At 71.3% G+C, this 11,321-nt stretch carries 14 protein-coding genes; 5 read left to right on the top strand and 9 right to left on the bottom strand.

The features are described 5' to 3' along the window. Positions 1-10 precede the first annotated feature (10 nt). The 4 genes from HHX31_RS12925 to HHX31_RS12910 form a co-directional block, all read right to left on the bottom strand. A complete protein-coding gene (locus tag HHX31_RS12925; RefSeq protein ID WP_169948502.1) occupies positions 11-331 on the bottom strand; it encodes a hypothetical protein in 321 nt (106 codons plus the stop codon). A gap of 265 nt (positions 332-596) precedes the next feature. Then, on the bottom strand, positions 597-1,514 hold the full coding sequence (locus tag HHX31_RS12920; RefSeq protein WP_169948501.1) for a TIGR03619 family F420-dependent LLM class oxidoreductase: 918 nt from the start codon (positions 1,512-1,514) through the stop codon (positions 597-599). 343 nt (positions 1,515-1,857) lie between these two features. Then, a complete protein-coding gene (locus HHX31_RS12915) occupies positions 1,858-2,277 on the bottom strand; it encodes a histone-like nucleoid-structuring protein Lsr2 (protein WP_311931759.1) in 420 nt (139 codons plus the stop codon). 116 nt (positions 2,278-2,393) lie between these two features. Then, on the bottom strand, positions 2,394-2,882 hold the full coding sequence (locus HHX31_RS12910; RefSeq protein ID WP_169948499.1) for a nucleoside deaminase: 489 nt from the start codon (positions 2,880-2,882) through the stop codon (positions 2,394-2,396). Between the two features lie 150 nt (positions 2,883-3,032). On the opposite strand from HHX31_RS12910, the gene HHX31_RS12905 reads away from it, so the two are divergent. Continuing rightward, on the top strand, positions 3,033-4,100 hold the full coding sequence (locus tag HHX31_RS12905) for a spore photoproduct lyase family protein (RefSeq protein ID WP_211589648.1): 1,068 nt from the start codon (positions 3,033-3,035) through the stop codon (positions 4,098-4,100). A 69-nt stretch (positions 4,101-4,169) separates the two neighbouring features. Here HHX31_RS12905 and HHX31_RS12900 read toward each other — a convergent pair whose 3' ends face one another. Continuing rightward, positions 4,170-4,970, bottom strand: coding sequence for a class I SAM-dependent methyltransferase (locus tag HHX31_RS12900; protein ID WP_169948497.1), 801 nt, complete (start codon positions 4,968-4,970; stop codon positions 4,170-4,172). Positions 4,971-5,044: 74 nt separating this feature from the next. On the opposite strand from HHX31_RS12900, the gene HHX31_RS12895 reads away from it, so the two are divergent. Continuing rightward, a complete protein-coding gene (locus HHX31_RS12895; protein WP_169948496.1) occupies positions 5,045-5,638 on the top strand; it encodes a TetR/AcrR family transcriptional regulator in 594 nt (197 codons plus the stop codon). 21 nt (positions 5,639-5,659) lie between these two features. Here the strand turns inward: HHX31_RS12895 and HHX31_RS12890 are convergent, their stop codons facing one another. Beyond that, entirely contained in the window at positions 5,660-6,277 is a 618-nt protein-coding gene (locus HHX31_RS12890) for an HAD family hydrolase (protein WP_169948495.1), read from the bottom strand. Positions 6,278-6,428: 151 nt separating this feature from the next. Next, entirely contained in the window at positions 6,429-7,382 is a 954-nt protein-coding gene (locus HHX31_RS12885) for a Gfo/Idh/MocA family protein (protein ID WP_169948494.1), read from the bottom strand. A gap of 185 nt (positions 7,383-7,567) precedes the next feature. Between HHX31_RS12885 and HHX31_RS12880 the strand changes: the two genes are divergently transcribed. After that, positions 7,568-8,125 carry an Ohr family peroxiredoxin gene (locus tag HHX31_RS12880; RefSeq protein ID WP_169948493.1) on the top strand — a complete coding sequence of 186 codons (558 nt, stop codon included), beginning with the start codon at positions 7,568-7,570 and terminating at the stop codon, positions 8,123-8,125. A gap of 79 nt (positions 8,126-8,204) precedes the next feature. Here HHX31_RS12880 and HHX31_RS12875 read toward each other — a convergent pair whose 3' ends face one another. Both HHX31_RS12875 and HHX31_RS12870 read right to left on the bottom strand, forming a co-directional pair. Continuing rightward, positions 8,205-8,993: a lytic polysaccharide monooxygenase gene (locus HHX31_RS12875; protein WP_169948492.1), complete on the bottom strand. Its 789-nt coding sequence runs from the start codon at positions 8,991-8,993 to the stop codon at positions 8,205-8,207. Between the two features lie 133 nt (positions 8,994-9,126). Further along, complete coding sequence (locus tag HHX31_RS12870) at positions 9,127-9,567, bottom strand: hypothetical protein (protein WP_169948491.1); 441 nt, start codon at positions 9,565-9,567, stop codon at positions 9,127-9,129. Between the two features lie 111 nt (positions 9,568-9,678). On the opposite strand from HHX31_RS12870, the gene HHX31_RS33625 reads away from it, so the two are divergent. Next, on the top strand, positions 9,679-10,086 hold the full coding sequence (locus HHX31_RS33625; protein ID WP_311931758.1) for a metalloregulator ArsR/SmtB family transcription factor: 408 nt from the start codon (positions 9,679-9,681) through the stop codon (positions 10,084-10,086). Continuing rightward, complete coding sequence (locus HHX31_RS12860; protein ID WP_211589647.1) at positions 10,079-11,248, top strand: cation diffusion facilitator family transporter; 1,170 nt, start codon at positions 10,079-10,081, stop codon at positions 11,246-11,248. Before HHX31_RS33625 ends, HHX31_RS12860 begins: the two co-directional genes overlap by 8 nt. Positions 11,249-11,321 lie beyond the last annotated feature (73 nt).

Below are 11,321 nucleotides of genomic sequence, written 5' to 3'. Positions count from 1 at the left end.
GGCCGGCCTTCTAGTTCACGCAGCCGAGCAGTCCAGGCAGCAGGTCGGGGCAGTTGCCGGCTACGCAGACGTCCCACAGGATGTCGTCGAGGTCCGAGCTGTCGAGGCATCCGCCCTGGAAACAGCCGCCCGAGCAGGCCTCGTTGAGGACGGGGCTGTTCTCGAAGGTGTTGTTGAACCCGTTGTTGAACTCGTTCGTCACCGGGTTGCCCCAGCCCCAGCCAGTCGGGGCGGTAGAGGCGCTCGCGGCCGTGGCGCTCGCGGCGAGAGCGCCGCCACCGAGCGCGGCGGACAGAGCGAGTCCGGCGATGACCTTATTGAGCTTGGGCATTTCGTCCCCCTCTAAGGATCAATTGCCTAATTTGTGCGACTTTCCAAAATGAAATGGAATGTCGCCTAATGACCGTTAAGTGGTCATTGCCCCGCGACGTCAGTGTTTCCGGCCAGAACGAGCAACAAACGGCGATCTACGGTATTTAATGCCTCGTTGTCCCTTTGAGGGCACTGACTGAGCGCTTATGTCACCCTTATCCCTTAATGTCCGATTTGGCCTCGGCTCCTGGGGGTGGACGGCGGGGCGAGCGGCGCCCGGGGTCTCAGCCGGCCCGCAGCGTGGTGAGCAGCGCGTGCGCGACGTCGAGGAAGCGGTCACGCGACGAGGTCGTCGTCTGCAGGTCCACGAACGCCTCGTGGGCCCCGGCCTCGGCGAGGGTCAGCAGATAGTCGGCGACCTGCCGCACGGTCCCGGCGTGCGGCACCTGGTCTGCGGGCACCGGCGAGTCGGTGATCTCCGGGTTGACCCGCACCACCATGCGCAGCGCGGACGGGTCCCGGCCCGCGCGGGACGCGGCATCGAGCGCCATGCCCCACAGCGAGGTCAGGTAGGGCATCGGCATGGCCGCGCTCAGCCAGCCGTCGGCCCGCCTGCCGACCCTCTCCAGCGCCGGAGGCGTGTAACCGGCGAGCAGGATCGGAGGCCGCGGACGCTGGCAGGGCTTGAGGTCGATGTGCGACGGCGGCACCGTCCACAGCGCGCCCTTGTGCTCGACCACCTCACCGGTCCAGACGGCCTCCATGAGGTCGAGCGTCTCCTCCAGCCGGGCTCCCCTGCCCCGCCAGGGCACCCCCGTCGCGGTGTACTCGTCGCGGAGCCAGCCGAGACCGATGCCGACGTCCAGCCGTCCGTGGCTGAGCAGGTCGAGCGAGGTCAGCGTACGGGCGAGCAGGACGGGCGGCTGCCACAGCGCGTTGAGCGTGCTGGTCCCCAGCCGGATCTCGCGCGTCGCGACGGCGGCCAGGGTCAGGGCGATGAGCGGGTCGAAGAACGTGCCGAAGGCCGGGGGAATCGTCCCGTCTCCCCCCGGGTACGGATCACTCGGCGTCACCGGCAGCAGGACGCGGTCGCCCGCCCACAGGCTGTCGTAACCCATCGTTTCGAGATCCGTGCTCGCCTGCCGGATGAACTCCGGGTCGGCGAACGCGCCGTACTGGGGAACCGTGTATCCGAGCCGCATGATCGTCTCCATCGCGTCGCGCCGGTAGAAGATCGCCCTGATCGGGCGTCGGCGGAGACGCTAGGAAAGCCCGCTTACGGAAAACTTGGACAAGCGGAGTGTGAGGTCCAAGAGCGCCCCAAGACCGGCGTTGCCCGTGGACCACGGCCGAAACCGGCGGTACGCCGGCTCCTGTGCGCCGCTCCTCGGCCGCGACGCACGTCGGGCCAGGGGCGAGTGGAGCGGCAGCCCGGCCCGGCCGCCGTCACGTGGCCGGCCGGGCCGGGCGAAATCCCATCTGAAACGCCGGCCCGGAACGTCGGCCCCGGATCGCCCGCTCGGGGCGTCCGGTCGGGGCGTCCGCTCAGGCGCCGACGGCCGCCTCCACGCGATCCCCGGTGGTGGAGTCCTCGGTGGTGGAGTCCTCGGCGGTCGAGTCCTCGGCGGCGGCGTCGGGGTGCGCCGCGACGAACCGCTCGATGACCTCGTCGGCCATCTTCCCGCGCGCGGGCACGTCCAGGCCCTGCTCGCGGGCCCATTCGCGTACGTCCGTCAGGGTGTAGCCGCGCAGCCGCGGGGTGGTGTCCGCGGCCTTCTTGGCCCGCGACGCCTGCTTCACCTCACGGGCGTTCTCCAGCACTTCCTCGATGAACGCGAGAGCCTCGCTCAGCCTCCGCTGGTTCGCGTCGGACAGGTCGATGGAGAAGGTCCGGTTCAGCAGCGGGAACTCCCGTCTCGCCACGTCGTCGCCCTCGGAGTGGTCGAGGTCGTCAACCAGAATCACCTTCTGCGCCACGTGCAGCCCTTCCAGGGTGGGTCTCCGTCAATCTGGACCGTGGAATCCTACTGGTGCTTCCACCGGCGGCCCGCCTTCCCTGACCAGGACCGCGGGCACGAAGCTCACGAGCCGGTATGAAGGCGGCGGTGCAGCGCGCGGATCTCGTCCACCAGCGCGGGCACGGGCCCGTCCACCCGCACGCCGGGCGCGACCTCCTGGACCGGGAGCGTCCGCACCGGCGGGGGCGGCACGTCCCACTCGGCCAGCCACCGCGCGAGCTGCGCCGACGACGCCACGTACACGATCCGCCCCAGCCCCACCCACCCGTGGGCCGCAGAGCACATCGGGCAGTGCTCGCCGGAGGTGTAGACCGTGGCCTTCGCGCGTTCCTCGGGCGTCATGTTCGCCGCGGCCCAGCGCGCCAGCTCGAACTCCGGGTGCCGCGTCTGGTCGCCGCCCGCAACCCGGTTGCGGTCCTCGGCCAGCACCTGCCCGTCCCCGGACACCAGGACCGAGCCGAAGGGTTCGTCGTCCGCCTCCAGCGCCTCCGCCGCCAGTTCCACACAGCGGCGCAGGTGCCGCAGTTCCTCAGATGCCGGCTCATAACTCATGATCGAAACGGTAACCCGGAACGGCGATCGCCGGGCATGGGCATGCCGGAAAGGCGCCCGGCCGCCATCGCGGGCACCGGGTCCCGGCCGCCAGTACCCATATCCCTTCTGACCTGGGAAGTCATGCCTTCGCCCACGTGTTATATCCAGGTGACCGAAGGCCGCACGCTGCTGGACATCCGCCGCATCTACCTCGAACCCGCCGCGGCCGAACTGCCGCGCGGCAGGGAGATCCTGGATCGCTTCCCCGGGGCCGAGCGGATCGAGATCGAGGCTCACCACCGCATCCCCGAGCTGTACGGGGACGAGGCGAACGTCGCCCCGTGGGTCAGGATCAAGACCGAGGCGCTGGTCCTCGGCGTCAAGAAGTCGCTCACCGCGCGGCCCAACGGCCGGTCGAGCGACTTCATCGCGCCCTCCACCGCCAACGGCTGCGCGATGGCCTGCGCGTACTGCTACGTGCCGCGCCGCAAGGGCTACAGCAACCCGATCACGGTGTTCGCCAACATCGACAAGATCACGGGCTATCTTGCCAGGCACGCCGCGCGGCAGGGCGTCAAGCCCGAGCCGAACCAGGTCGACCCGCACGCCTGGGTCTACGACATCGGCGAGAACTCCGACTGCTCGGTGGACGCCACCGTCTCCGACAACGTGCGCGACCTCGTCGAGCTGTTCCGCGGCCTGCCGAACGCCAAGGCGAGCTTCGCCACCAAGCATGTCAACCGCGACCTGCTCGGCTGGGACCCGCGGGGCCGTACGCGCGTCCGGTTCAGCCTGATGCCGGCCGCCGACGCCAAGCTGCTGGACATCCGCACCTCGCCCGTCGCCGAGCGCATCGCGGCGATCGACGACTTCGTCGAGGCGGCGTACGAGGTGCATGTCAACTTCAGCCCGGTGGTCGTCCGCGACGGCTGGCTGGATGACTGGGCCGAGCTGCTCGGTCAGCTCGGCGACGCGCTGGGCCCGGCCGCCCGCGCCCAGCTCGCCGCAGAGGTCATCTTTCTCACGCACAACGACCGGCTGCACGAGGTCAACCTGGGCTGGCATCCCAAGGCCGAGGAGGTGCTGTGGCGTCCCGACCTCCAGCAGCCGAAGCGCTCGGAGACGGGCGGCTGGAACGTCCGCTACAAGACCGGCCACAAGGGCCGCTACGTCACCGCGCTCACCGGCCTGATCGCCGAGAAGATCCCGTACTGCACGGTCCGCTACGCCTTCTGAGCCGGCTCGCGTACGGCGTCCGGTCTCCTCGGGGCGGGGCATGCCGTCTCCGGCTGCCGTCCGTGGCGGTCACAGGCGTGCGGCGGTGATCACCACCGTGACGTAGGACGTCGTGAAGCCGCCGCCCATCGCGTCGATCGCGTCCCCGACGCCCGCCAGCACCTCCGCGAGCGTGTCCTTCGGCAGCCTGGTGAGGACGCCCGACGTGGGCATCTGGTCCAGCCACTCGTCCCGGGTGTAGGACCGCTGCCAGGCGTACCGCCACTCCTCGGGGTCGCGGAAGGCGCCCGCGTCCCTGATGCCGTCGGCGGCCTTGGCGAACAGCGGCCGGTAGCCGTCGAGGGCCGATCCGGCGGGCCGGTCCTGCGACGGGAAGCCGGGCATCACCCGCTGAAAGACCGCGGCGTGGGCCTCGGCCATGGCGGGCGGGGGCTCGAACACGTGCCAGAACAGCGCCAGCCGGCCGCCGGGACGCAGCACCTCGGCGGCCTTGACCGCTCCCGCGACCGGGTCGACCCAGTGCCAGGCAGTGCCCGCGACGACGGCGTCGAACGTGCGGCCGGCCGGGTCCCACGCCTCGAAGGTCGCCTCTTCGACCTCCAGTCCCCCTCGGCGCGCGAATCCGGCCATCCGCGCGTCGGGTTCCACGCCGAGCACCGCGCAGCCCGCCGCCCGGAACTGCCGGGCCGCGATGCCGGTGCCGCAGCCGACGTCGAGAACGTCACGGCCTGGGCTGGCGGCCACGATCCGCTCGATCATGGCGTCGGGGTAGGGCGGCCTGGTGCGGTCGTAACGCTCGGCGTCCTCGCCGAACGACTCCGCCGTCTCTCTGGCCTTGTGGGCTTCGTTCCCGTACGAGGCAGTGGGCATATGCCCACTATGAGTGGGCGCATGCCCACTCGTCAAACGGGATAAAGTCGACAGACGGACAGGAGGAACGAACGGTGCCGACGGGGGTTGCCCTCCACAACGCGCGGGAGCAGTTGTTCGCCGCCGCGGAGCGCGTCCTGCTCAGGGACGGGCCGAACGGGCTGACCAGCCGCGCGGTCACCACCGAGGCGGGCTGCGCCAAGGGGGTGCTGCACCGGCACTTCGCCGACTTCGACGCCTTCCTCGCCGAGCTCGTGCTCAACGGCATCACGAGAGTCGACGCCCAGGCCGCCACGCTGCGCCGGTCGGCGGGGACCGGCACCGTCGCAGGCAACCTCACCGGCGTGCTGACCGAGCTGTTCGGGTCGGTCGCCGTGGCGGTCGTCGGGCTGATCATCTCCAGGGACGGCCTGCGCGCCCGGCTGCGCGAGGCCAGGCCGGGCCCCGGCCTCCCGCTCCTGACGGAGGCCGCGGACATGCTCGCCGCCTACCTCACCGCCGAGCGCGACCTGGGCCGCGTCGCGGCGGACGCCGACGTCGGCACGCTCGCCCCCACCCTGCTCGGCGCCTCCCACCTGCTGTTCGCCGACCGCGACGGCGGCCCGCCGCAGGCCGAGGCCGTCCACAGGATGGTGACCACGGTCATCGCCGGCGTCGTACGCGACTGATCACCGCGCGGGGAGCCCCGATCAGCCGAGTAGCGGCGCGAGCGCCGTCTCCAGGTCGGCCACGCCGGTGAACAGGACGGCCGTCATGCCGATCTCCCTGGCCGCCTCGACGTTCTCCGCCCGGTCGTCGACGAACAGGCACCGCCCGGCCGGGACGCCCGCGCGCTCGGCGGCGATCTCGTAGATGCGGGGGTCGGGCTTGGCCACGCCCACCAGCGCGCTGCTGACCACCTCGTCGGCGAAGTGGGTCAGGCCCAGCCAGGCGAGGTCGTCCTCCAGGCTCAGCGTCGCGTTGGTCACCAGCACGACGGGCACCTGCTCCTGGGCTCGGCGCAGCAGGCCGAGCACGTCGTCGTCCACCCGGGCGGGCGCCTTGACGAACGCCGTCACCAGGGCGCGGGCCTGCTCTCGCGACACCTGGACGGTCAGGGCGGCCTCGGCCGCCTCCATCCACTGCTCGACGGTGATCCGCCCCAGCAGCGCCGGCCGGTCCACCTCGGGCGCGAAGACGACCTTCGCCGTGGTGCCCTCGGCCAGGCCCATCGCCCGCTCCAGCTCGGTCAGCTCCGACTGGTCGTAGAAGCGGATGACACCGTCGAAGTCGCACAGCACCGCGTCGTACGGCCGGGGGTTCGCCATCGCCCATGCATACCACGCGTCGCCGCGCCCCGGAATGACATGATCGGCGGGTGACGGTCAGACCGCTGCCTCCGCTTTTCCAGTACGCGGCGCCGGCGACCTCGTCCGCGCCGGAGCGGGACGGCGCGGGCGACGACCCGGCCGGGGCGGGTCAGCGCAGCAGGTCGAGGGCGCGGGCGGTGCCGAGGGAGTCGTCGGCCGCCGTGTGCCTGGGCTCGGCCTCGCCGCGCAGCACCTCGTGGATGTGCCGGATGCCCCAGGAGAACGCGGTCCCCTCGCCCGGCTCGTGCCGCGCGACCAGGCGTCCCTCGCGCCACACCTCGATCCCGTCGTGCGGCTCGGGGTGGAACGGGTTGGTCAGCCGGATCTCCCCGCCGGTGCCGACCAGGCGGGTCCACGTCGTGAACGGCAGGGCGAAGCCGCAGCTCATCATCAGGCGGCCGGACTCGAACTCCAGGACGCCCGAGGTCTCGATGTCCACCCCCGCGTCCCCCTTGACCACGACGGCGTGCCCGTCGACGGCGTCACCGCCGAACAGCAGGTGCGCGAGCCGTACGGGGTAGCAGCCCACGTCGTAGAGCGCGCCGCCACCCAAGGCGGCCTCCAGCCGGATGTCCTCGGTGCCCTGCATGGTGAAGTGGAACGACGACCAGATCTCCCGCAGTTCGCCGATCGCGCCCTCGGCGAGCAGGCCGCGCAGCCGGGCCGTCTGCGGGTGGAAGGGGAAGACGAACGCCTCCCAGAGCGGCCGGGCCGACCGGCGCGCCACCTCGATGACCTTCCCGGCCTCCTCGGCGGTGAGGCTCAGCGGCTTCTCGCACAGGACCGCCTTGCCCGCTTCGAGGGCGGCGATGGTCCACTGCGCGTGCAGGGCGTTCGGCAGCGGGATGTAGACCGCGTCGATCGACGGGTCCTCGATGACGGCCTCGTAGCCGCGCACGGCCTGCTCGACGCCGTTCCGCGCGGCGAACTCCTCGGCCCGGGACAGGTCGCGGCCCGCCACCACGGCGGCCGTGCCCCCGCCGGCCTCACGCAACGCCGGCAGGAACGCCCGCGGGGCGATGGCCGCCGTGCCGAGGACCCCCCATCGGATAGCCCCGCTCATACCCGAACCCACCTCTCGCCGCTGATGACAGAGATTTCACTGTTTACCGGGGAATGCCTGCCGGGACCGTAGCACAGGGACATTGGCGGGAACCTTTGCCCCTTTAGTCCGATATCGGGTCACCTGCGGGGTACGGAGACCGCCGATCCCGACAGGGACGCGACGCGATCGGACAAGGACGCGCTATGAGCGGAGAAGTATGGCGATCCACCCATCTGCCGAGTGACCGGGCGCCCGGGCCCGACTACTCGGGGCCAGGGGTCGAGGCGGAGCTGACCGGGAGACTCCCCGAGACTCGGCCCGAACGGCAGGCCGCCCACGAGGACGACGACGCCTACGACGACCTCTACACGGCCAGGGCCTCGTCCGCCCTCGGCAAGGTCGCGTCTGACGACGGCATGCTCGACGTCCGCGTCAAGGCGCCGGACGAGCTCGGCGGGCCGGGCGGGGCGACCAATCCCGAACAGTTGCTCGCCGCGGCCTACGCCTCCTGCTTCCACAACTCGCTCACCCTGGTCGCGGGCCGGCAGGGCGTCAGGACCGTGGACGCCACCGTGGACACGTCCGTCACCCTGCGCAAGCGCGGCGTGGCCGACGACTACAGGATCGCGACGGACCTGACCGTACGCCTGCCGGGGGTCGAGCCCGAGACGGCCCGCAGGCTGGTGGAACAGGCCCACTGGGAGTGCCCGTACTCGCGGGCCTTCATGCAGGGCGCCGAGGTGCACCTCCATCTCGCCTGACACGCAGCGCCCGGCCAAGCCGTCCGGGACGGCGGCGGGAACGGACCCGGGGCGCGCACCCCGGGTCCGCCCGCTCGTCTCAGATCCTCAGCCAGAGCGCGGGGACGTTCGGCGGCTCCCAGCCCACGAGCGCCGTGTGGGCCTGCCTGCACTGGTATGTCACGCCGCCGTAGGTGACCAGGTCGCCCACCCTGTACGCCGTGCCGGCCGCCCAGGTGCCGCCGGGAACGGTCGGAGTGGGTGTGGGGGTACGCGTCGGCGTGGGAGACGGACTCGGGGTACGGGTCGGTGTGGGAGACGGGCTCGGGGTACGGGTTGGCGTCGGGGATGGACTCGGGGTGGGGCTGGGCGTCCCGCCCCCGCCGACCTGCAGGTCCACGCAGGCGTAGAACGCGTTGGTGGTGTCGGCCACGTTCCAGATCGCGAGCACCTTCTGCCGGCCCGTCCGTCCGCTCAGGCTCACGGTGTGGCTGACGGTGGCGGGAGGCTGGCGTCCCTGGTCGTTGAAGACCGCGATCCTCGTGCTTCCGATGTAGTACTCCCACGTGCTGGTCGCGTGGCGGGCGGTCAGCGACCAGGTGAAGGTGACGGTGCTGCCGACGCTCGTGGCCGGCCACGGCTTGCTCTCGTCGTCGAGCTGGGCGAACCGGGTGTTGCCGCCGCTGCAGCTGCGCAGCCCCTTCGGCCCTTCCACGCTCTGGGGCTCGTAGACGATGTCGCCGCAGTTGGGGACGCGGCCCTGGGCGCACATCGCCTGGCGGCTCGGGGGCGACGAGATGTAGCCGTGCGCCTGAGCCGGGGAGGCGACGAACAGCGTGGCGCCGATCGCTGTCGCCGCCGTCGCGAGGAAGATCAGCGTTCTTCGCATGTGTGCTCCTCACTGCTGGGGGGGTGGCGCAAATATAAAAGAAAGTTTCCTAACAGTGAAGACCCGTTGACTTCCCCGGTCAGGGTTCCCCGCTCGGCCCCCGCTGCTCAGGAGGCGGGGGCCGAGCGCGACGTCAGACTGTCCACACCTCCGGGGCGGCGGCCGGGACGAGCGACCACCCGCTGACGTCCCGCAGGCGGATCCGCCAGGCCGCCCCGGCGCCGCCCGCCGGCCGGTCGCCGGCGAAGGCGTCGACGAGGTGAAGGTAGTCAGGGAGGTCCTGCTCGGAGCCGGAGTCGAAGTCGCCGGCGAGCGCGGCGGCACGGTGGCGCTCCCGGCTCTCCTTCGCGCTCTCGGCGATACGCGCGAAGAAGCCTTCTGGGCCACTGCCCGCGGGCGCCTCCTTGGCGTGCGACCGGCGGATCTGTTCGATCACCGCGGCGGCGTACTCCTCGGGGGAGACGAGTTGACCGGTGATGATCGTGCCGTTGACGGCGAGGGCGACGCCCATTCGCTCCTTCGCCATGGACACGGCGAAGACCAGGGCCCGCAGTACTGGATCGGTGGTGCTCATGCGCCGATCTTGTCATCCGGCCGGATGACGGCCGTACGGGCCACCGGGGCGCGGGGTGGTCGCCGTCCGGGACGCGTTGACTTCGATCGGCCCTCGCCTACACTCTCACATGTGAACGATCGTTCAACTGTGGTGGATCTCGTGACGGCCGACTCCTGCGCGCTGCCCGTCGTGGACGCGAGCCGGGTGGAGAGCGTCAGGAGGGCCATGCCGCCCGCGGAGACGGTGGACGGCCTCGCGCAGGTCTTCGCGCTGCTGGCCGATCCCGGGCGGCTGCGGCTGATCGCGGCGCTGCTGGAGGGCGGCGAGATGTGCGTGTGCGATCTCGCCGCGGCGACCGGTCACAGCATGTCCGCCGCGTCCCACGCCCTGCGCCTGCTGCGTGTGCATAACGTGGTGAAGGTGCGGCGCGCGGGAAGGATGGCCTACTACCGCCTCGCGGACTCGCACGTGCGACTGCTGTTCGATCTGGCGATCACGCACATCGGGCATGAGGAGAAGGACCGGGGCGATGGCTGAGACCGGCAAGGGTCATGGGCACGGACATGGGCATGGGCACGGGCACGCCGTCAGCACCGAGGCCGACCGGCGCCTGCTGACCGGCGCGCTGGCGCTCATCCTCGGCTTCATGGCGGTCGAGGTCGTCGTCGGCGTCATCGCGCACTCCCTCGCCCTGATCACCGATGCCGGGCACATGCTCACCGACGCCATCGCCATCGCCTTCGCGATCATCGCGATGCGGATCGCCGCCCGCCCGCCGCAGGGCGGCTTCACCTACGGCCTCAAACGCGCCGAGATCATCAGTGCTCAGATCAACGGCATCACTCTGCTGCTCCTCAGCGTCTACTTCGTCTACGAGGGCGTACGCAGGCTGATCGAGCCACCCGAGGTCCAGGGCGTCTACGTGGTCGTCACCGGCGTCGCGGGGATCGCGGTGAACCTCGGCGCCACCTGGCTGCTCAACCGGGCCAACCGCGCCAGCCTGAACGTCGAGGGCGCCTTCCAGCACGTCCTCAACGACCTGTTCGCCTTCATCGCCACCACCGCCGCGGGCGTGGTGATCTGGCTGACCGGCTGGGGCCGGGCCGACGCCCTGGCCGCGCTGGTCGTGGCCGCCCTGATGCTCAAGGCCGGATGGGGCCTGGTGCGCGACTCCGGCCGGGTCTTCATGGAGGCCGCCCCCGCCGGGATGAACCCCGCCGAGATCGGCCGCAAGGCCGCCGCCCTCGAACACGTGGTGGAGGTGCACGACCTGCACATCTGGGAGGTCACCAGCGGCTACCCCGCCATGTCCGCGCACATCCTGGTCGTCCCCGGCGCCGACTGCCACGCCGTACGGGAGGCGGCGCAGCGGATGGTCCACGACGAGTACGGCATCGCCCACACCACCCTCCAGGTCGACCACGCGTCACCACGGCTCCTGGCCATCGGCGAGGCGTCTGCGGACGTCGCGGAGCCGCACTGCGCCGACGCGCATGGTCCCGCGCACACGAACGGACGGCGGCAGCCCGCGGAGGAGCCTGCGACCGGGTCCAAAGCGGAGTCCCCAGCAGACTCCGCAGCAGACTCCACAGAGGAGCCGGCTGGGGAGCCGACTGGGGAGCGGCGCGCGGCCGGGTGCGCCGGCCGCCGGCGCATCAGGTTCCCCAGCCCCGGACGGCTCTCCGACCGCCGTCCCTGAATCGGACGTCTGAATCAGACGCCTGAATCGGCCACCTGAATCGGGCCGCCGCTCCTCGGTTCGCACGGCTGTT

This window comes from Microbispora sp. H11081 (assembly GCF_012999535.1).
GTDB lineage: Bacteria > Actinomycetota > Actinomycetes > Streptosporangiales > Streptosporangiaceae > Microbispora.
Note: the sequence above shows the minus strand (reverse complement) of the source record. Positions and strands in the feature narration are given on the sequence as shown.